This window comes from Nocardia sp. NPDC050710 (assembly GCF_040654375.1).
In the GTDB taxonomy this organism is placed as follows: Bacteria; Actinomycetota; Actinomycetes; order Mycobacteriales; family Mycobacteriaceae; genus Nocardia.
The window spans coordinates 13,280-34,379 of the sequence record NZ_JBFAHV010000039.1 but is presented as its reverse complement, the minus strand read 5'-3'; the positions used below and the strand labels follow the sequence as shown (position 1 = coordinate 34,379).

18 protein-coding genes are annotated in these 21,100 nt (G+C 68.2%); 3 read left to right on the top strand and 15 right to left on the bottom strand.

Features of this window, described 5'->3' with window-relative positions:
* Positions 1-2 precede the first annotated feature (2 nt).
* Positions 3-1,313 carry a hypothetical protein gene (locus AB0H61_RS37285; protein ID WP_357313231.1) on the top strand — a complete coding sequence of 437 codons (1,311 nt, stop codon included), beginning with the start codon at positions 3-5 and terminating at the stop codon, positions 1,311-1,313.
* A gap of 146 nt (positions 1,314-1,459) precedes the next feature.
* Here the strand turns inward: AB0H61_RS37285 and AB0H61_RS37280 are convergent, their stop codons facing one another.
* Positions 1,460-2,362: an IS5 family transposase gene (locus AB0H61_RS37280; protein WP_357313228.1), complete on the bottom strand. Its 903-nt coding sequence runs from the start codon at positions 2,360-2,362 to the stop codon at positions 1,460-1,462.
* A 546-nt stretch (positions 2,363-2,908) separates the two neighbouring features.
* Here AB0H61_RS37280 and AB0H61_RS37275 point away from each other — a divergent pair.
* Positions 2,909-3,475, top strand: coding sequence for a hypothetical protein (locus AB0H61_RS37275; RefSeq protein ID WP_357313225.1), 567 nt, complete (start codon positions 2,909-2,911; stop codon positions 3,473-3,475).
* Between the two features lie 22 nt (positions 3,476-3,497).
* Here the strand turns inward: AB0H61_RS37275 and AB0H61_RS37270 are convergent, their stop codons facing one another.
* From AB0H61_RS37270 to AB0H61_RS37205, 14 genes are all read right to left on the bottom strand, one after another.
* Positions 3,498-4,235 carry a hypothetical protein gene (locus AB0H61_RS37270; protein ID WP_357313222.1) on the bottom strand — a complete coding sequence of 246 codons (738 nt, stop codon included), beginning with the start codon at positions 4,233-4,235 and terminating at the stop codon, positions 3,498-3,500.
* A 145-nt stretch (positions 4,236-4,380) separates the two neighbouring features.
* Positions 4,381-4,968 carry a DUF305 domain-containing protein gene (locus AB0H61_RS37265; RefSeq protein ID WP_357313291.1) on the bottom strand — a complete coding sequence of 196 codons (588 nt, stop codon included), beginning with the start codon at positions 4,966-4,968 and terminating at the stop codon, positions 4,381-4,383.
* Positions 4,969-5,218: 250 nt separating this feature from the next.
* On the bottom strand, positions 5,219-6,793 hold the full coding sequence (locus tag AB0H61_RS37260; RefSeq protein ID WP_357313220.1) for a hypothetical protein: 1,575 nt from the start codon (positions 6,791-6,793) through the stop codon (positions 5,219-5,221).
* A gap of 375 nt (positions 6,794-7,168) precedes the next feature.
* Entirely contained in the window at positions 7,169-8,098 is a 930-nt protein-coding gene (locus AB0H61_RS37255; protein WP_357313217.1) for a 3-methyladenine DNA glycosylase, read from the bottom strand.
* A 26-nt stretch (positions 8,099-8,124) separates the two neighbouring features.
* On the bottom strand, positions 8,125-9,189 hold the full coding sequence (locus tag AB0H61_RS37250; protein ID WP_357313215.1) for a hemolysin family protein: 1,065 nt from the start codon (positions 9,187-9,189) through the stop codon (positions 8,125-8,127).
* On the bottom strand, positions 9,182-10,621 hold the full coding sequence (locus AB0H61_RS37245; protein ID WP_357313212.1) for a hemolysin family protein: 1,440 nt from the start codon (positions 10,619-10,621) through the stop codon (positions 9,182-9,184). The genes AB0H61_RS37250 and AB0H61_RS37245 overlap by 8 nt, the downstream gene beginning before the upstream one ends.
* 420 nt (positions 10,622-11,041) lie before the next feature.
* Positions 11,042-12,478: a GuaB1 family IMP dehydrogenase-related protein gene (locus AB0H61_RS37240; RefSeq protein ID WP_357313210.1), complete on the bottom strand. Its 1,437-nt coding sequence runs from the start codon at positions 12,476-12,478 to the stop codon at positions 11,042-11,044.
* 136 nt (positions 12,479-12,614) lie between these two features.
* Complete coding sequence (locus tag AB0H61_RS37235; protein WP_357313207.1) at positions 12,615-13,460, bottom strand: DMT family transporter; 846 nt, start codon at positions 13,458-13,460, stop codon at positions 12,615-12,617.
* A gap of 59 nt (positions 13,461-13,519) precedes the next feature.
* Positions 13,520-15,319, bottom strand: a complete 1,800-nt coding sequence (locus AB0H61_RS37230; RefSeq protein WP_357313205.1) for a DEAD/DEAH box helicase — start codon at positions 15,317-15,319, stop codon at positions 13,520-13,522.
* A 198-nt stretch (positions 15,320-15,517) separates the two neighbouring features.
* The gene (locus AB0H61_RS37225) at positions 15,518-16,456 is read right to left on the bottom strand and encodes a M48 family metalloprotease (RefSeq protein ID WP_357313202.1); all 939 of its coding nucleotides are present in this window, start codon (positions 16,454-16,456) and stop codon (positions 15,518-15,520) included.
* A gap of 65 nt (positions 16,457-16,521) precedes the next feature.
* Complete coding sequence (locus AB0H61_RS37220; RefSeq protein ID WP_357313200.1) at positions 16,522-16,899, bottom strand: BlaI/MecI/CopY family transcriptional regulator; 378 nt, start codon at positions 16,897-16,899, stop codon at positions 16,522-16,524.
* A gap of 77 nt (positions 16,900-16,976) precedes the next feature.
* On the bottom strand, positions 16,977-17,837 hold the full coding sequence (locus AB0H61_RS37215; protein WP_357313197.1) for an ABC transporter ATP-binding protein: 861 nt from the start codon (positions 17,835-17,837) through the stop codon (positions 16,977-16,979).
* Positions 17,834-18,841, bottom strand: coding sequence for an iron chelate uptake ABC transporter family permease subunit (locus AB0H61_RS37210; protein ID WP_357313288.1), 1,008 nt, complete (start codon positions 18,839-18,841; stop codon positions 17,834-17,836). The genes AB0H61_RS37215 and AB0H61_RS37210 overlap by 4 nt, the downstream gene beginning before the upstream one ends.
* A gap of 143 nt (positions 18,842-18,984) precedes the next feature.
* On the bottom strand, positions 18,985-20,031 hold the full coding sequence (locus tag AB0H61_RS37205; protein WP_357313195.1) for an iron ABC transporter permease: 1,047 nt from the start codon (positions 20,029-20,031) through the stop codon (positions 18,985-18,987).
* A gap of 110 nt (positions 20,032-20,141) precedes the next feature.
* Here AB0H61_RS37205 and AB0H61_RS37200 point away from each other — a divergent pair, with 110 nt between their 5' ends.
* Positions 20,142-20,852 carry a hypothetical protein gene (locus AB0H61_RS37200; RefSeq protein WP_357313194.1) on the top strand — a complete coding sequence of 237 codons (711 nt, stop codon included), beginning with the start codon at positions 20,142-20,144 and terminating at the stop codon, positions 20,850-20,852.
* Positions 20,853-21,100: the final 248 nt, after the last annotated feature.

Genomic DNA, 21,100 nt, shown 5'->3' with positions numbered 1-21,100 from the left:
AGATGACCGACTCCCGCCGACCAGTTAGGGCACCCGCCCCGCCATGGCTATTGTTCTGGCTGGCGGGAACGGTGGCCTGGACCATCCCGCACAATGCCAGCCAGTGGTGGTCTTTGATCATGGATCTGGTCGGCGTTACGCCGAAGGCGTCGGCGGCGGTCGCCTACAGCGCTCTGCTCCGCATCCCGAGTGTCGTCGACCTGGTACCCGTGCTGGTCGTACTCGCCGCTGTCGCGACCGTGTTCGGCGCCCGCCTGCGAGGCCGCATCGTCGAGCACCGTTACCGCTTGGAACATCCGCCCGACCTGCCGACGGTGGCAGCCATCTCCGCGTTCGCTCTCGCACAACTGGCGACTGTCGATATCCGGGTCAATCTGAGGCGCACCGATCTGCTGGCGATGGCCTATTTCCATCGCCTGCGACAGCCACGGCTGGCGATATTCGGACCGTTGACGATTCTGTGGCGCAAGGATCGGCCTGCGGCAGAGGCGGTCATCCTGCACGAGATCGGCCACTGTCGTCAGGGAGACAACATCCTGCTCGGTGCCGTCAGTCCGCTGGAATGGGTCCTCAAACACTGGCTTCCGATAGCCGTTGCCACCATGCTCGTCCCGGTCAGCATCAGCTGGGGCATCCAGGCAATCGACTTCCTGCACACCGTCGGCCTGGACGGCGCCAGCCACAAGGCTGGGCAATTCCTCGGTCTGCTGTTTCATCTCGGCCTGATGCTGCTCAGTGCCACCGCCGTACTGCTGGCCGCGATCGCCATGCCCGCCGCGGGATCGTGGAGCGCCGAACTCAACGCCGATTACATTGCGGCCGCATCGAGCCCTGCCGGAATAGCCGTCGCCACCGCCCGCATACGCCGATCCGGCCTTGCAGGGTGGGCGGTAGCCCGCCTCACCCATCCACCGACCGCGCTGCGCCGAAGCCTCCTTCGTGCCGGACCGCGAATCCATGCCCTCGGTGCGATCATGTGCTATCCCCTCGGATGGCTGGTGGTGCTGGGCTGCAACCTCATCGTGGCCAACGCGAACCTGGTCCTCATAGACACGTCACCGAGCGAGCTTGCGAGCCAAAACCGGCAATTCATGAGTTGGTGGCTGCAGTACCAGTGGCCGCTCTGGCTGGCCGCAGCAGCGTTCGTCATCCTCTGGCCAGCCTGGTGCCGCTACTGGCAGACACTCACGACCGGTTCGGCAGCCGTCGACCAGGTAGCTCCGGTACGGGCAGTGCGCGGACAGTCTGCACTCCGAGACACCGGAACAGCAGAGATACCAATCCAGGGTTGGCGTGCTGATCGACCGAGATGACCATCCGCGCGACGACCACCATCGAATCGCCAGCCCTCCCTCACATCGCGACACGAGGAACACCACCGCCGAGAAGTGGTCGGCGCTGGCCAAACGTGACTAGCCAGTGTTTTGAAAGTGGCTGAGGGCGGCGCACGTGACCTTTCTCAGCCGTGTCGGAGCCATTGGTTGATGGCGGTGATCTGGACGGTGGCCAGGTAGCGGACGGCGAGTTTGTCGTATCTGGTTGCCATGGCACGGTTTTCCTTCAGCTGGCCGATACCGCATTCGACCGCGTGACGGTCTTTGTATCGGTCGGGGTCGAACGCCGGTGGCCGGCCACCGGCGGAGCCCTTGTTCTTCCGGTTGGCCGCCTGATCCACCTTCACCGGGATCGTCGCGGTGATCCCACGTTCACGCAGGTAGGCCCGGTTGGCGCGTGAGCTGTAGGCCTTGTCGGCCAGCACCTGGTCCGGACGGGTCCGTGCTCGTCCCCGGCCCACGCGCGGCACCGAGATCGACTCGAGCACGCTCGTGAATTGCGGGCAGTCGGCGCGCTGACCGGCGGTGAGCAACACCGACAGCACCTTGCGGCCCTGCTCACACGCCAGATGCGTTTTGGTGGTCCACCCGCCACGAGACCGTCCCAACGCGTGATCGGTCGGCTCGGTACCGACTCCACCGGGCGGCTCGGCCTGCTCGTCACCATCGGACCGGGCACCGGCGGCATGACGATGCGCCCTGGCGATGGTGGAATCGACACTCACTCGCCACACGATGCGCCCGGCCGCATCGGCCAACGCCTGCAGCATCTTCCAGATCAGCGACCACACCCCCGCCCGCTGCCAGCGGCGGAACAACCCGTACACCGTCTGCCACGGCCCGTAGCACTCCGGCACGTCCCGCCACGGCGAGCCCACCCGAGTACGCCACCGAATCCCATCGATGAGCTGTCGTTTCGTCCACTTCGGCGGGCGGCCCGCCTTCCATCCACGAGGCAGCAACGGCTCTAACCGCCGCCACTGCGCGTCAGTCAGATCCGCCCGCCTCGTCACCGCTACCCTGGTCACGAGGTCTCCGGTTGTCAGGTAATGCTTGGTCGCTTACCCATCTACCGGAGACCTCTTCTCATACCGACACCGACACGCTCACCCGAACAACATCATTCACCCCAACACTTCCAACGGGCACCCGGCGCAGCACCCCACAAGACGCACTTTCAAAACACTGGCTAGCCGAGTTGATATCGACAACCCCTGGTCGGCGGCTTCCGGCCGGGGGTTGTCGTTCGACCGGGTGCGCGTGTCCGCGATCGATCCGTTAACCTGGTCGCTGCATTGCAGATCGCTGGAGGTTAGGAAAGTATGGGAAGCGTAGTTCTCGACATTGTCGCTTTGGTCACGAACCGCGCTGCGGCGTTGTGGAATTGGGTGGCGACCGGCTCGGCCGGATTCCCTCCGCTCTGAGTCACACTGACCGACACGGGAAACCCCCGGCCCGCTCCCTCACGGGGGCAGCGGCCGGGGGTTTTCTCGTATCCGTCGAATCCCGGTGCGGTACTGCGAAAGCCGACCGAATCCGCCTGTCGCGGTGGGGGCGGACACTATGTTGTGTGAATGAGCGTCGGTGGGCGGGAGCGGGCGCGCGCTCCGCTCTGGTTCGTGTGCTGGATGGTGCTGGTCATCGGCGTTGTCGCGGTGCTATGCCTGGCATTGTGCTGGGTGATCGCCTCCCAGGGCACGCAGACGACCAAGGTGGTGCTCTGGATCGGGCTGGTCGCGGCGGGTTCGGTCGCGGCGCTGTTCGGCTTGCTCGGCCTGGTCCGCTATCGCGCCGTCCAGCTGTGCCTGGCCGCCCCGGTACTGATCGGCACCCTCGCGGCGCTGGTGTGGTTCGAAATCCCGGAAAGGACAGGCTGGGAGATGTCGCGCGGCATCCTGGAGGACCAGGCCGTCACGTGCACCGATCCGGGCCACCGCACCCGTCTGGGCGTCTACGCGATCCGCTACATCGCCCGGCGTGACGGGGGCTGTCTGTTCTACATCGAAGGATCGGAAACGAATTCCGAAGGCTTCGGCTATTTCCCGGACACCCCACCGCCCTACCTCGGCCCACCCGCGGAGCGCGGCATCGGCTATCGGATATTCCACACGCGCTGGTACCGCTTCGTCGACAACTCCTGACCCGAGCCCGGACGAAAGCGGTTCAGCGCGCCGATATTTCGCGTGGTTCCAGCCACAGCGCCTCGGCCAGTGCGCAGAGGGTGCCGGAGGGGGTGGTCAGCGCGACGCCGACGGTGTACTTGCGGCCGTGGTGGGAAATGGGCCACGCGTAGGAGATGTAGTCGGCGCCCGCGGGAATGGGCTCCAACTGGGTGGCGGTGAGCGCGGCGGTGACGGCGCCCGGACGCATCCCGGCCAGGCGAATACCCGCCCAGCCGCCGGGGCAGTCGAGGGCGGACCAGACATTCTCGGGGGAGAGCGTGCCGTCGGCGGCGGCCAGGGCGGGGTCGGGCGTCCAGGCTGCGGCGATGAGTTCGCGGTCGGGCAGCGTACTGGGGAACAGGCGAAGTCCGCGGCCGGGCGCGCAGGCGGAGCCGCAGCCGTAGCAGTCGGTGACCCGTCGCTCACCGGAGGCCATGGCCGCCTCGGTCAGTGCTCGCGCCTCCGCCCAGGACGGGCCCGCGGGCGGGGCGACGGTGACGGTCGACTTGGCGGTCTCGGCGAGGACCGTGCCGTCCAGTGTGGTCAGCGCCCGGCCGCCGGAGTCGGTGACGGTCGACAGGAGCGGGGTATCGACCGGAACCTTGCTGCGGAAGTCGACCCGCAATTCGGTGGCGTCCTCGGCGCGCGCGGCGAGCAGGCCCGCGACATAACCACCGAAGGCCACCGCCGGGTAGCCGTGCACGTGCGCCGGAATGGTGATCGCATCCGCCTGGATCATCGTCTGGTTCAACCTTTCCCGGCCGCAGCCGCCGACCATGATCGACAATACCGAGGCCGGGTGCCAGGTCGCCCGGGGGCCGCTTTCAGCCCGCGTCCGTGCTGACGGAGGCGGGTCGAGAGCCCCGACCGTGCTCCGTCGGTGTTCAGGAGAGAGGTTCGCCGCCCAACTGGGTGAGCAGCAGGCCGATGATGCCGACTTCTTGGCTTTGGGCTTGGAGCATGGAGCGGGCGGATTCCTTGACGGGGCCGTGGGTGAGCAGTTGGTCGGCGACCTGGGCCATGGTTATGCCGCCCCGGTGGTGGCGCAGCATCAGCCGCAGGAACTGGATCTCGGCGTCGCGGCCGCGTGCGGCGGCCAAGGCGTCGAGTTCGGCCGTGGTCGCCATGCCGGGCATTCCGGTGCCGGAGGCCGCCGAGCCGTCGTGCTGGGTAGCCGACGAATGGTGGTGCGATGCCCCGGTTTCGGCGTGCATCCAGGCCATCGGCCGCGGCGAGAGCGGGGTGGCCTTCGCCAGGCGAAGCCAGCCCAGCATGGTGCCGATCTCGGTGCGTTGGGAGTCGGCCAGCTGCTGGGCGAGACGCCGCACGGTGGGTGCGGCGTTCGGGTCCAGCCGCTGCACCATCTGCAGGGCCTGTTGATGGTGGGCGGTCATATCCTGGGCGAATCCGATCTCGACCGAGTCGAGCACCGGTGTCGCCGAATGCTTCTCGGGCAGGACGACCGGCCGCATGGCGGCGCCGAGCACCACCAGGGTGCCCGCGAGTGCCACGGCCGCGGCGATCCGGATCCGCAGGGTCGGTGCACCGAGCCTGCTTGCCGCGCTCGATCCGGTGCCGTTCTCCGGCACCGGGCCGGTCGCCGACATCGGGTCGAGCGTATCGGCGGTGCCGCGCGGCCCGTTCGAATCCGCCTCCGTCGCCGAGTCCGGTGTCGGGGCCCCGCTCGGCGGTGCGGTCGAATCCTGGTTCGGATCCGGCACGTCAGGACCCGACGGTGGAGCGCTGGTCGGCTGGCGGGGTATAGACGCCGTTCTCCAACTGCAGCACCATGAATCCGTTATCGGAGCAGGCCACATAGAGTTGGTCGCCGCGCCATTCCGGGGGTGAGAAGCACCAGTCGGTGGACATATCGCCGAAGGCCACGTTCGGTGTGCGCTGGGTGAGAGCGTCCCACGGGTTGAACTGACCCTCCAGCACGGCGCGCGCCGCGGGCAGGGCGCTTATCGCCGGGACGCCGATGATCGAGGCCAGTGCGTGCGGGGAGTTCCACATCTCCAAATTGCGGCCGGTGCGGGCGGGCGGGTTGAAGTACGCGATCTCGCGGATGTCGCGCGGGTCGCTGATATCGAAGACGCGGATGCCGGAGGAAATCCAGCCACAGGCGAGTGCGGTGGGGTTATCGGGCCGGTCGGCCGCGCAGTAGTGCGATTCGTAGGCGAATACCGAACCGCCCATGGATGATCCGATGCTCGCGTCGAGATGCTGCGGCAGGTTGATCTCCAATTTGATCTTCGCGGTGACCTTGGGCGCGCTGTCATTGGACACATCGATCAGCTTGACGCCGCCCGAGCCGCCCTCGTCGACGGTGTACAGGTAGGGCTTGCCGTCGTAGGTGACCGGGACGCTGTGCTGGGTGGCCTGGCCGTCGGTCCAGAAGACTCGACCGAGGTGTTGCACCTGCGGATCGGGCTCGCGCCGCTGCACCGCGCCTACGTCGAGCACGGTGAAACCGCTGAGCGCCGAGATGTACATGCGGGTTCCGTCCGGACTGAAGCCCATGCCGTGCGCCTCGATGCCGGTGAGTCCCTGCCAGATCACGCGCGGATTGCTCGGATCGGAGATGTCGACGGCGCTGACGAAACCGGGTGCGATGCCGGAGGCCCAGTAGGTTTTGCCGTCGGGGGAGAAGCCACCCTCATGTGTGGTAATCGGTAGCGGCATCAGCAGATTGGTGCCCGCGCCCGGATTGAGCAGTCGCGGGTGCGCGCAGTCGGAGATGTCGTAGATCGACAGGTAGCCGACGCCCTCGCCGACCGGCACTCCGGTGCCGACCAGCAGTTTGCGTTCGGTGTTGACCTTGAGGCTCTCCCAGGTTCCGGCCAGCATGGCCGGTTCGGTGAGGGTGACCGTCGGGCGCGGGTCGGCCGGGTCGGAGACGTCGAGCACCTGGACGCCGCGGCCCTCACTGATCAGGTCGCCCGGGAAGAACGATCCCATATAGGCGCAGTGTTCGAAGCTGGTGGAGGTGATGCCCGCACCCCGGCCCGCGAAGTTGCCGACCATGGAGATGTTGCAGCGATAGCCCTGGGTGCTGCGCCCGCTATTGCGGTCGGCGGCCGGAACATCGCCCTGTAAACCGGGTTCCGGCAGGGAGCCGGGTCCGCAGTCGGCACGCGGCGCAGCGGTACGGCCCACATCGAGGAACTCCTGCACGGCCGTCGTGATATCCGACTGTAGGTCGGCCGACGCGCTGTTCGGCAGCATCATGGCGGCGACCACGCCCGCCGTGAGCAAGGCCAGTGGTCTGGCGCGGCGCATTGTCGTCAGTGAGCGCATCGTTGCGGGTCCCCAAGCGTCAGTGGTGTGCGGTACATGTCGGGTCAGCTGACTGGGACAGCGACGCGAACTGACTGAATAGTAGTAACAGTCGGTAACTTGGTGGAAGGTTTTGGCAAAATTCCAAATGTTCGGTTTGCTCGGAGCATCGAACGCATGGTGCACCAAAGGCCAGTCGGACAGCGCAATACGCGTCAAAGACCGAAGTCGGGTGCACTGATCATCGCCAGTGGCTGTCGATGACATGTCGATCCAGCCCGCGGAATTTCAGGTTGTGTAAGCGCCGCCGTACCGGGACCCGGGGCTTGATATCGGCGTCTGTCGGGGCCGCACAGTACCAGCTGCTGGGACAGTGGATTTATGGCGCGGCCCGTGTCACCCGGCGTCGGCCGGGGGCCGCCCGTGCGTGAGCAGCGCGTCGCAGGCGTCCAGGAGAGTGGTGCGCAGTTCGGCCGAGCGCTCGGCCAGGGCCGACTGGGTTCGCACGTACTCCGCCCGCCCGGCGGGGGTCTCGATGCGAACGGGGTCGTAGCCGTAGTCGGCGAGATCGTAGGGGCTGGCGCGCATATCGAGTTCTCGTGCGGCGCAGGCGAGTTCGAAGAATGCGAGGAGCAGTTCGGAGGAGATCAGTGGGACCAGTTTGAAACCCCATTTGTAGAGGTCCATATTGGCGTGCAGGCAGCCGGGCTGTTCCCTGGCCACCTGATCGCTACGGGTCAACTGTAGGGCGTTGCGGCCCACCGCCTCCGGGGTGAAGAAGCGGAAGGCGTCGAAATGGGTGCAGCGCAGCGACATCGATTCGACCACCGCATCGGTACCGTCGCGACCCAGCCGCAGCGGCACCTGCTGGTGGCGGACATCGTCGGTGCGGTACACCATCGCCCACTCGTGCAAGCCGAAGCAGGACAGCTGGGCGGGCCGGGATGCGGTGGCCCGCAGCAGATTCGCGACGAATTCAATGGTGTCGCGGCGGCGCTCGAGGTAGGCCGGATCGGCCGCGAATACCGCATCGGACCCCTCGACGTCCGCGGCTGTGCGATCCCCGGCGAGCGGTGCCGAGACCCTGCGATACCCGCGCGCCCCGTCGTACTCCTTCGCGCCCGCCAGCGCGACACCGAACCCGGGATGCCAGCGCCGCAACTGGGCGGGTTTGTGTCCGTAGTAGGTGAACAGGAAGTCGATCACCGGATGCGTCGACCCCGAGGCCCGCCGTTCGAGGTACGGGCCGACGAGGTCATCGACCCGGGCGCGGTGCGCGGTGGCACGCGCCTGCCAATCGGATCGGGGCAATACGAGCACGGTCATCGCCTATCGGGGAGATCGATGCGACGTCATTCGGCCACCCGGTGCGTGAAGTCGCGGACGGTGCCGACGAACTCTTCCACCAGATCCTCCAGCGCCACAATGCCGGTGGTATTGCCGCGGCTGTCCACCACGCGCCCCAGATGGCTGTTGGTGCGGCGCAGCCGGGCCAGCGCCTCGTAGAGCGTGGTGCCCATGCTCACCGCCGGCAGCGGACGGATATCGGTGCGGGGGATCGGGGTGTTCGGCCCCGCGTTCTCGTCGGCGACCTTGTCCAGCACATCCTTCACATGCAGGTAGCCGACCAGTGAACCGTCGGCGGCCCGCACCGGATAACGCGAGAAGCCGGTTTCGGCGACCGCCGATTCGACATCCCCGAGCGTGGTTCCGTTACCGCGCAGGGGAACCGATCGGGTGGTGGCCAACGGCACCATGATATCGGCGACGATCCGATCCGAGGTGCCGAGCGCCTGGGTCAGGCGGCGGTGCTCCTCCTCGTCGAGCAGCCCCTCCGAACGGGATTCGCCGATCATCTCGGCGAGCTCGACGCTCGAGACGGTGGCGTCCAGCTCGTCCTTGGGCTCGATCCGCAACAGCCGCAGCGAGAGATTCGCGGCGAGGTTGTAGATCGCGATGATCGGACGAGCCAGCCGCAGCCACATCAGATGGATCGGAACCAGCAGCAGCGCACTGCGTTCCGGGCCGGCCAGCGCGATATTCTTCGGGATCATCTCGCCGAAGAGGATGTGCAGGATCACCACGATGGTGAGTGCGACCGCGAACGCCACCGGATGCAGCAGCTGATCCGGCAGGCCGAGGAGATCGAACGGGCCCTCCAGCAGATGCGCGACGGCGGGCTCGCCGACTCGGCCGAGCAGGATCGAGCAGATGGTGATGCCGAGCTGGGCGGCCGCCAGCATCATGGACAGGTTCTCACCCGCGCGGATCACCGTATTGGCATTGCGCTTACCTTGGGCGGCAAGGGCTTCCAGGCGATCGCGGCGCGCCGAGATCAGCGCGAACTCGGCGGCGACGAAGAAGGCGTTACCCGCGAGCAGGACGACAGTGAGCAGAACCCCGAGCAGATCACCCATGGCTGTGCTCCGTGTGCTGGGGGTGATCCACCCGGTCGTGCTCGGCCTGCTGCGCGAGGCCGAGTTTGGTGTGCTCGGCCAGCGCCTCGCGGGTAACCGGGATCAATCGCACCCGGTCGATGCGCCGTCCGTCCATTCGCTCGACCCGGGCGATCCAACCGCCCTCGTCGGTCTCGTACGGGTGCCGGTTGTGCGCGGGCGAATTGGGCAGCATCACCTCGTCGCCGGTCTCCGGGATGCGGCCGAGCCTGGTCAGCACCAGGCCGCCCAGCGTTTCGTATTCACCCTCGGGGGCGTCGTAGCCGGTGGCGCGGGAGACCTCGTCGATGCGCAGCAGACCCGAGCAGTCCCAGCCATCGGCGACCCGGCGCACCTCGCGCTCCTCCTCGTCGTGCTCATCGCGCACGTCGCCGAGGATCTCCTCGATCAGATCCTCCATGGTGACTATGCCCGCGGTGCCGCCGTATTCGTCGACGACCAGCGCGATCTGCATACCGTCCGCGCGGACACGTTCCAGCACCTCATCACCGTCGAGGCTGGCGGGCACCACCGGCACCGGGCGTGCGAGCAAGTGCAGTGGGATGGTGCGTCGCGCGGCCGCCGGATGCGTGAAGGCCTGTTTGACGTGCACCACGCCGAGGGTGTTGTCGAGGTCGCCGTCGATCACCGGGAAACGGGAGTAGCCGGTGCGGCTGGCCGCGGCGATGAGATCGGCAATGGTGTGGGACTTGTCGAGCGATTCGATCTTCACGCGCGGGGTCATCAGTTCCTCGGCGCTGCGCTCACCGAACTGCAGCGAACGGTCCATGACCTGTGCGGTGCGCTGGTCGAGGGCGCCGCGCAACGCGGAGGTGCGGACCAGCGAACCCAGCTCCTGCGGGGAGCGAGCCGACCGCAATTCCTCGGCCGGCTCTATCCCGAGGCGGCGAACCACCCAGTTCGCGCTGCTGTTCAGGAAGGAGATCATCCACTTGAAGACCACGGAGAAGAAGATCATCGGGCCCGCCGTGATCCGCGCGGTCTCCAGCGGCTTGGCGATGGCGATATTCTTCGGCACCAGCTCGCCGTAGATCATCGACAGCGAGGTGGCCAGCACCAGCGCCAATGTCAGCGAAATGCCGTGCGCGGTACCCGCGCTGAGGCCGAACGCCGTGAACAGCGGCGAGAGCAGCCGGGCCAGCACCGGTTCGGCGATGTAGCCGGTGATCAGGGTGGTGATGGTGATGCCGAGCTGGGCGCCGGACAACTGGAAGGACAGGGTGCGATGCGCCTGGCGCACCATCCGGGCGCGCACGTCGCCGTCGCGCGCATGCGCCTCGACGGTGCTGCGTTCCAGTGCGGTGAGCGAGAATTCGGCGGCGACGAATAGAGCGGTGCCTACCGTGAGGGCGATGAACCCGATCAGGCTGAGCACGGTGAGCGCGACGGACACGATCAACACCGCCCGCTGAGCGTCAGGGAAAGGAACGCGCGGGATGGGAGGGGGTCGGACGGGTCTGCTGCGGGAAGGAGAGCGCCGGGTTTGTCACCCGGCTCGGTAGAGGAGCCCTCCTGTGCGGCGCCCTCGGACGCGGGTGACAACTGAGTCCTTTCGGCATGCGGAATTCTTCGAGCCGGGACGAGCCGGCAACCCCTATGCTACCGGCTGCGTCGGATTGCCGCGCCTGCGGCACGGCGTATATCGCAGCGTCCCGTACAGGGTGTTCGCGGCCTGGGAGATCTCGCATCCGGACGGCCTGTCCGTAGGCGCTGTGGCCGCTCGGATGCGAACACGTCTCGTCGGATTCGGTCACGGCGCCGGATGTATCCGGCACCGTGCCGTCGGACCGTGCGAGTCCCGGCGGGCGGGAGTTCACCAACCGCTGGGGAGCGGGCGTCCTTCCGCGAAGCCCGCGGCGGACTGCACACCGAGCACGGCCTTGTCGTGGAATTCGGTGAGGCTGCGCGCACCCGCGTAGGTGCAGGCACTGCGGAGGCCGGAGGTGATGTGGTCGATCAGATCCTCGACACCCGGGCGTTCCGGGTCCAGGCGCATGCGCGAACTCGAGATGCCCTCCTCGAACAGGGCCTTGCGGGCCCGATCGAAACCGCTGTCGGAGGCGGTGCGGGCGGCGACGGCGCGCTTGGAGGCCATGCCGAAGCTTTCCTTGTAGGCATTGCCGTCACGGTCTACGCGCAGGTCGCCGGGGGACTCGTAGGTTCCGGCGAACCACGAGCCGATCATCACATTGGACGCGCCCGCGGCCAGCGCGAGGGCCACATCGCGTGGGTGCCGCACGCCACCGTCGGCCCAGATGGCCACACCGAGTTCCTTGGCGGCAGTGGCGCATTCGGCGACCGCCGAGAACTGCGGGCGACCGACGCCGGTCATCATGCGGGTGGTGCACATGGCGCCGGGTCCGACACCGACCTTGATGATGGTCGCGCCCGCCTCGGCCAGATCCCGGGTGCCCTGCGCGGATACCACATTGCCTGCCGCGAGTGGAACACCGAGGCCGAGGTCGGCGACGGCGCGCAGCGTCTCCAACATCTTGGACTGGTGGCCGTGCGCGGTATCGATGACGAGCAGGTCCGCGCCCGCGTCGACCAGTGACTTGGCCTTGGCGGCCACATCGCCGTTGATGCCGACCGCCGCCGCGACCCGCAGCTGCCCGTTGGCATCGACATTGGGCTGGTAGATGCCCGCGCGGATGGCGCCGGTACGGGTCATCACGCCGGCCAGCGAACCGTCCGCGGCGGTGAGCACCGCGAGCTCGGCGTGCTGGCTCTCCAGCAGGTCGAAGATGTCGCGCGGCGAGGTCGAGGCCGGGGCCTGCACGAAATCGGTGATCGCGACATCGCGCAACCGGGCGAACCGGTCCACGTCGGTGCACGAGGCCTCGGTGACCACGCCGATCGGCTTACCTGCCTCGACGACGACCACGGCGCCGTGCGCACGCTTGTGCATCAGGGCGACGGCCTCGGAGACCGAACGCTCCGGATCCAGGGTGACCGGGGTATCCGCGGTGAGCGAGCGGCTCTTCACGAAGGAGATGGTGTCGGAGGCTGCGCTGATCGGCAGATCCTGCGGCAGCACCACGATGCCGCCACGGCGGGCGACGGTTTCGGCCATGCGGCGACCCGCGACGGCGGTCATATTCGCCACGACGATCGGGATGGTGGTGCCGGACCCATCGGTGGTCGACAGATCAACGTCGAACCGCGACGCGACATCCGTCCGATTGGGTACGAGGAAGATGTCGTCGTATGTCAGGTCGTACGGCGGCTGATGGCCAGGGAGAAACTGCACTTGACCAATATTAACCGGCCGCTCGGGGGTACGTGCAATTCCGTAGCATTCGCGCGGCGAGATGGATCACATTCTCAGCACGTGCGCGAAGCCCGATATGGCGGTAAAGCGGGCGGTGCGGTCGAATGTCGCGGGATCAGAATTCCGCTTCGGCGCGGGAGAGCCGAATCGCGGTGGCGCACATGACGAGGACCGTCACCGCGACGACGACGAAGCCTAGGGTGTCGGTGCGCAGCCGTTCGTCGAGGACGGTGATCCCGATGAATGCGGCGGCGAGCGGTTCGGCGATGGTGACCGCCGGGAGGGACGCGGTGAGCGATCCCGCTTGGAACGCGCGCTGCTGGAGATAGACGCCGACCAGCCCCGAGGCGATGAGCGCCCAGGTTTGCCAGCTGCCGAGCACCGCACCGAGACCGTCGTCGAACAGATCGGTGACGTAGGCGGTGAGCGCGGCGGCCAGACCGTACAGCGAACCACCGGCGGCGCCGAGCAACAATGCCCGCCGCCCCGGATCCGAACTCGCCACGCCGATCGCGACCGCGCCGACGACCGAACCGAGCAGAATGGCCAGCGGCACGATCCAATCACCCAGCGGCGCAGTGGAATTGCCTTCGGAAGGATTTCCGACGAGCAGGAAGCACGCCAGCGCCGTGGCCAATGCGAGCGCGGTCGCCCAGGTGCGCGGTTCGATCCGCCGTCCGTTCAGCCGAGCCGCCAACGGCAGTGCGAAGATCAACGCGGTTACCAGCAGCGGCTGCACGAGCAGGACCGTCCCCAACGCCAGCGCGGCGACCTGCATGGCGTACCCGCCCACATCCCCGAAGATCCCCGCCCACCACCGCGGATTCCGCACCAGCGACCCGACCAGAGATTCACCCTCGGGCACCGCGGCCGCGGCCCGCTGCTGCGCCACCGCCGCCACCGCGAACAGCAGGGCGGCCAGCAGCGCAGCGACAATCGCGCCCAGCGGATGATGCGACATGCCGATCAGTCTGCCCGCTGGGCCGAGCCGACCAGGACGGCTATCCGGCGCGTCGCAGGCTAGTTTGCTCCGCGGTTGCGCTGGGTTGGGAGGCCCTGTGGGCGACCGGCGCGTCGCCGTGACGTTCCGGGCGTGTCGGCCCCGGACGCGCGGGTGGTGCGGGTGGTGCTCGTCGCCGTTCCGGTCGACTTGCCCGTGCCATGGCCCGTAGCCGGTTTGGTTGCGTTACGGCTGGGGGCGGCTCCCGTGATGGAGCGACCCGCCGACGCGTGACCATCGGCGCGACCCGCCGATCTCGGTGACCCATTTGCGTGGCCGGTCCGTGTGGACGCGCCGCTGCGGCCCGCCGAACCCGCGTCACGACCGCGGGCTCCCGATCGAGTGGTATCCGCGCCACGACCGTTCGACCGCGCGGAGCCGCCGGCCGAACCGGAATCGCGCCCATTGGACCGGGCGTCCGCGGCGGACGCACCGCCACGTCCAGCGGACCTGGCGGAACCTCGACCGGTCGCGGAACGACCACCGGAGCGTCGCGCGGTCTTCGGTGCGCCGTCGGGCGACCAGCCGTAGGTCGGGTCGTCGATCACCTCGGTGCCGAGTGAGGCGCCGCCGCGCTTGCCGGGCCCCGCGGTCCGGCGCTTGGGGGCGGCAGCCTTGCGTGCGGGCTGGGCAGGAGCGGCCGGGGCCGCCACCGCGACACCCGAGGGCTGACGTGCCCCGGTGATCTCGACGAGCTTGCGGTCGCCCGGACGAATATCGATACCGACCACGTCCACACCCGCCTTGCGGGTCATCTTCTCGACATCGGAGCGTTCCTCGGCGGTGACCAGTGTGACGACCACGCCGTCCTCACCGGCTCGCGCGGTCCGCCCCGCCCGGTGCAGGTAGGCCTTCGATTCGGCGGGCGGATCGGCGTGCACGACCAGGGAAATGCCGTCCACGTGGATGCCGCGGGCGGCGACGTCGGTAGTGACCAGCACCGGGGTGGTGCCGTCGGCGAAGGCCGCGAGGGTGCGGGTGCGGTTGTTCTGCGCCTTGCCGCCGTGCAGGGCGCCCGCGGCGATTCCGGCTCCGCGCAACTGCTTGGCCAACCGGTCCGCGCCGTGCTTGGTCCGGACGAACATGATGGTCAGGCCGTCGCGGGCGGCGATCTCCGCGATGACGGCGCGCTTGTCGAATTTGTCGCGGACGAAGAGCAGATGGTGCGACATGGTCGCGACCGACGCCGAGGGCGGCGCGGTGGAATGGGTGACGGGCGAGCGCAGGTAACGCTTGACCAGCTTGTCGACCTCGCCGTCCAGGGTGGCCGAGAACAGCAGGCGCTGGCCATCTTTCGGTGTCCGGTCGAGCAGCTTGGTGACCTGCGGCAGGAAGCCCATATCGGCCATGTGGTCGGCCTCGTCGAGCGCGGTGATCCGCACCTCGGACAGGTCGGCGGAGCGCTGCGCGATCAGGTCTTCGAGCCGGCCGGGGGTGGCGATCAGCAGGTCGACACCGCGCGCCAGCCGGTCGGCCTGCCGCTTGATCGGCGCACCGCCGACCACCGAGGCGACTCGCAGCCCGAGCGCGAGCGCGGGTTCGTCGAGTGCGCGTTCGATCTGCGCCGCGAGCTCACGGGTCGGCACCAGCACCAGGCCGCGCGGGCGGCCGGGCTTCGCGGCGCCACCGGCCAGATTGGCCAGCATCGGAAGCCCGAAGGCGAGCGTCTTGCCGGAGCCCGTCGGACCGCGTCCGAGCACGTCCTTGCCCGCCAGGGCATCGGGCACGGTCGCGGCCTGGATCGGGAACGGGGCCTCGATGCCGTTGCGGCGCAAGGCCTGCACGAGTACGGCGGGTAGGCCCAGGTCCGCGAAGGTCACGGCGGATGCCGAGGCGGCAGGGGGCGAGGAGGTCAACGGGTGCCTTTCGTGTGCAGCGCAATCACGGGCGCTGGTCGGGATGGCGGACGCATTCGGTCCACCGCACAAGCCTTTCGAACGACTCTGCGCCGCTGTGGGCACTCGTGTCGCGAAGTATTCGGTCCGTCCGGCCGGAAGCGGCTGGGTCGGTGTCGGATGTCAGCTGTGGAAAAGCCGACTGAGTTCGACCAGCCAGGGTACCGCGACGGCCTGGGTCGGGACCACCAGGATGGCCACCGACCCCAGATAGGCGGCCGAGGCGATGCGGATATCGCCGATCCGGCCGCTGAGTCGCTGGATCCGGATCAGGGTGGTCGGCCCGCCCGCGGCGAGCGCGCCCTGCGGCGCGGTCGACTTGGCGCAGGCCACCAGGGCGCGTGCCAGCGGGGTCGGCCCGGTCACCTTCACCGCCGAATCGTCGGCCAGCAATTCGATCAGTAGCTTCACCGATCCGAGCGCGGCCTTGCTGCGCACCACCCGGGGAAACGCCTCGTGCACCGCGGTGAACGCCTCCAACACCAGGTCGTGCCGCGCCCGCAGATGGGAGCGTTCGTGGCTGACGATGGCGGTGACCTCGGCGTCGTCCAGATTGGTGAGGGTGCCTTCGCTCAGCACCACGCGCTGGCGCAGGCCGGGCAGGCAGTAGGCGATGGGCTCGGTCGCGGCGAGTACCCGGATGTCGGCGGCGCGCCGGTGCGGCCCGCCCTGGTCGAGCAGGTCGACGAGCATCCGGTGGCGCGCGCGGCGGCGCCGGGTGTGCACGCCGACCCGGATCACCGAGAAGATCAGTCGCGCGCCGACCAGCAGGGTGAGGGCGAAGACGAAGACGTAGGCGAGCCACAGCGGAAGGCCGAGCGCGTCGATCTCGCGGGTGGGCGAGGTGGTCGGACGCCCGTCGGGTCCGGGGACCAGCAGTTCCGCCGCGATCGCCAGGCCCGAGCCGAACGCGCTGAGCACGGCGGCGAGCGCGATCGCCTGCCACAGGACCAGCGCCGCGCGTGGAGTCCGATACGGCCAGATCGCGCGGCTCAACAGCGCTGGAGCAGGCCCCGCGAGGAACAATGCAAGACCGGCGAATACCGGCGCGGTTGCGTTCATCGACTCAGCTCACTGCGTTGTGGGGCCAGGACACTCACGGCATTGTGAGCGCCGCGCCGAAGGTATCAGGAACCTTCGGATGCTTCGAGCTTAGCGAGTGCCTCGCGCAGTGCGTCAGCCTCATCGGGGCCGACCTGTTCCACGAAGTGCACCAGGGCCGCGGCACGGCTGCCCGCCGCGTCGGCCTGTTGCAGCGCGTCCACCATCAGACTCGCGACCAATTCGTCGCGGGTATGCACGGGGGCGTACCGGTGCGCACGGTCGTCACGACGTTGCACCACCAGATTCTTCTTCGCGAGTCGCTGCAACACCGTCATCACCGTGGTGTACGCGAGCTCACGACGTGTGGCCAATGCCTCGTGCACCTGCCGGACCGTCTGCGGTTCGTCACTCGACCACAACTGGTCCATGACCGCTTTCTCGAGTTCACCAAGTCCTGCCATTCCACAAGTTTACGGACCCAACGACGCGATTGCGTACTACACCCTGTCGTAACTGTCCGGTAGCTGTGTGGTATTGGTCATATCTCGCGAACCAGGCAATCACTCCGGCGGCTGGACTCCAGCACATGCCGGGCCCCGATTGGCACGATCATGGGGCGTCCGGAGACCGGATCCTCCAACACCGTGGCCTCCAGTCCGAAGACCTCACGCAACAATTCGGCATCGATAATGTCCCCGGGCGCGCCTTGTGCGACGATCCGCCCCGCGCACATGACGATCAGCCGATCGCTGTAGCGGATGGCCAGATTCAGATCGTGCAGCACCATCACCACCGTGCGGCCCATCTCGTCGTGCAGCCGGTCGACCAGATCCAGCACCTCGAGCGAATGCGCCAGGTCGAGATAGGTGGTCGGCTCGTCCAGCAGCAGAATGTCGGTGCCCTGTGCCAGCGCCATCGAGATCCAGGCGCGCTGGCGCTGGCCGCCGGAGAGTTCGTCGAGGCTGCGGTCGGCGAGGTCGGCGATACCGGTGTGTTCCAGTGCGGTCAGCACCTCGGACTCGTCGGTGGCCGACCACTGCCGGAACCAGGACTGGTGCGGGTGGCGACCACGGGCGACCAGATCCGCGACCGTCAGTCCCTCCGGCGCGACCGGGGTCTGCGGCAGCATGCCGACCACGCGCGCCACATCCTTGGTCTTCAGCGCGGAAATCGCCTTGCCGTCCAAGATGATCCGGCCTTGCTGCGGGCGCAGCAGCCTGCCCAGCGAACGCAGCAGCGTGGACTTGCCGCAGCCGTTCGGTCCGATCACGGTGGTGATGACACCGGGGGCGATCTCCAGGGTCAGGCCGTCGATGACGACGCGGTCGCCGTAGCCGAGCGAGATGTCCTCGGCGGCCAGCCGGTGCGTATCGGAGTTCGGGGCGGGTGCGGTGGTCATGACAGGGTCGCCTTCCGATTCATACGCACGAGCAGGTAGAGCAGGAACGGTCCGCCGAAGGCGGCGGTCACGATGCCGACCGGCAGGTCCACCGGAAAGAACGTCCGTGACGCCACATCCGCGCCGACCACCAGGATGGCACCGAACAGCGCCGAGCCGATCAGCGGTTCGCCGGGCGTGCGCAGTGACCGTCGCGCGATCTGCGGCGCGGCCAGCGCGATGAAAACGACCGGTCCGACCGCCGCCGTCGCCATCGACGCCGCGACCACGGCCGTGCCGAGCAGCAGTGCCTGCTGGGTTTGGATCCGGACGCCGAGCACCCGAGTGCTCTCGGCGCCCAGCCGCAGCGCGGCCAGCGTGCGAGCCGAAACCGTCGAAACCACCAGTACGACCGCCAGCGCGATCGCGGCCGGAATCACGGTGGTGCGGTTGACGGTATTGAGCGATCCGGTGAGCCACTGTTGCGCGTGTGCGGCGTCCTGCAAGGTGGCCCGGGTGAGCAGCCAGCTGATCCCGGCCACCAGCAGCGCGTTCACGCCGATGCCGATCAGTACCAGCCGCAGCCCGGTCGCGCCGGTGTCACCGGATGGGCTACGCCCCCAGGCGAGTACATAGATCACCACCGAGGTCAGCAGCCCACCCACCAGCGCGGCCAGCGGCGCACCGACGTCCGCGGCGAATCCGGTGGTGCTGCCCGCGCTGAGCACGGCGACCGCACCCAGGCCCGCGCCCGAGGTGATGCCGAGCATGTCCGGGCTGGCCAGTGGGTTGTGCAGGATGGATTGGGTGATCGCACCCGCCAGCCCGAGCGCCGCGCCGACCACCACGGCGGTGAGCGCACGCGGCATCCGGGATTCCCAGATGATGAATCGCTGCGATCGGGTGCCGCCGCCGGTCAGTACATCGAGGACACGGCCCAGCGGGATATGTGTGTCGCCGGTGGCGATATCGAGGCAGAACAGGCCGAACAGTAGAACAGCCAATGCGAGCGTGATGAGCACCATGCTCGGGCGCAGGACCAGCGAGATCGGGCCGAGGCGCCACGCGGGCCGAATCTTGTGCAGGCCGGTATCCCCGCCCGCCGACCGCGCCGCCTCGCCGCGACGGCGCTCGACGGTGTCGGCGAGGGTTCGGTCGCTGCTCTGATTCACAGACTCACCAGCTTTCGGCGGCGGACGAAGGCGATGAAGAACGGTGCGCCCACGACGGCGAGCATCACACCGACCTGGAGTTCACCGGGCCGCGCGATCACGCGTCCGATGACATCGGCGATCAGCAACAGCAGCGCGCCGAAGAGTCCGGAGTACGGAATCAGCCATCGATAGTCGGGCCCGGTGTACACCCGCGCGAGGTGTGGGGCGACCAGCCCGAGGAATGCGATCGGCCCGACCGCCGCGGTGGCGGCGCCGCACAGCAGTACCACCGCGGTCAGCCCGAGGGCTCGGCTGCGGCCGATATGTACGCCGAGTCCGCGCGCCACCTCGTCACCGAGGCTGAGCAGATTCAGGCCGGGCGCTGCGGCCACCGCGAGGATCGAACCGATCGAGAGGAAGGGCAGTACCTGCCAGAACACCTGGGCATCACGTCCGGCCACGGTGCCGACCACCCAGAACCGGTAGGTGTCCAGTGCCGTCACGTCGAGCAGCACTATCGCATTGGTCATGGCCGTGAGGAATGCCGTCACGGCCGCACCGGCCAGCACCAAACTCAATGGACTGGCCTTGCCGCCGCCGACGGCCGATGCGCCGAAGACCACCAGCCCCGCCAGCAGTGCGCCGGCGAAGGCGAACCAGATGTACTGCTCGGGCGCGCTGAGGGAGAACAGATACATACTCAGCGCCGCCAGAAATGCCGCACCCGAATTCAATCCGAGCAGGCCCGCGTCGGCGAGCGGGTTGCGGGTGTAGCCCTGGATCAGCGCACCGGTCATGCCCAGCGCCAGACCACAGAAGAGGGCCAGCACGGTGCGCGGAAGCCGCAGCTCGCGGACGATTTCGGCCTCGGTCGATCCGGCCGCGCAGCTGAATGGCCCGCCGGGGCAGCCGAGCCCGTCGCGCACGGCGTCGTAGACGGTGCCGGGGGATAGTGATCGGGAACCGATCGCAATGCTCGCCAGCACCGCGAGCAGCAGCAGCGCGGTGAGCGTGAGAAGTCCGATCAGGCGACGCCGCCTCACGGTGCCAAGGGGGGTCACGGCGACGAACGACTCCTGACTCGAAATGTGGTGCCCGGTTGCTAGGTCTGGTAAGCCTAACCTATCTTCCGAATTCGACTCTACGACGGAGCCGACCCCGAGGAGGTTCGATGCTCGAGCCCATGACAACCCGCGCCGCCTACGACACCCCCGTGACGTTCGCGCGCGCCTGCAACCGGCTTCGCGCCCTGCAACCGGAACATCCGCGCGTCTACGCCGTCGCGGATATGGCCGATCAGGGTAAGCGCCGGTGGTGGAAGCTTTCGGATGGGTTGCGCGAGGGGCGGATCGAGCTCATGTACCGGCGGCATGCCGCCGAGATGATCAGCGCCGATACCGCCGCCGAGGTCGTGGCGACGGCACTCATCCACGCGGTGATCGGGCGGGTTGCGGCGCTGCTGGTGGCCGAGGGCGCGGCCTGGGATCCGGGACTGGAGAACCTGTGGGTGCACAACGACAATGACGGCGGCATCGACTGGGCCGGCCTGTCCGACACCACGATTCGGGTGCTCGACGGGGATCGGCGCGCGGGGGAGCCCGGTGTTGTCGTATTGCCCTGTGAGCGGGCGATGTACGTGTGGCTGGCGCATCGCTGTGAGGCGTCGCTGTCGCTGATCCAGCACGGGCTGGCCCGGTGCGCCGGTTTGAGCGCGCGCCGATTCTGGTCGCTGGTCGGTGAATCCATTGTCGGCGCGGCGACCTACGTCCCGGATCTGGCGCGCACGGACGCCCTGATCGGTGCCCGCCGCGGACAGGGCCTGTTGCAGGCGATGGAGGAACGCGGGTTACCGGTGCGGCGAAGCACTTGCCTAGTTAGGTAAGCCTGACCTATACTTAATTCGGCGTTCGGATCGAGCGTGAGTCCCGAGGGCTGCGGTGACCCCCGATCCTCTGCCGCGACGGGCTCCCACTCCGGTGGGGGCCCGTCGCTCTGTCTTTCCAAGGCTGGTGATTACGGTCGCCCGGGCATACGCTGACGCCCGGCACCGGTGTCGAGGCGAATTATGCTGTCCTCCTGAACCATTCGTTCGGCGGGCGTGTCGAAGTAGCGGTGCCCGTCGCTGTGCGC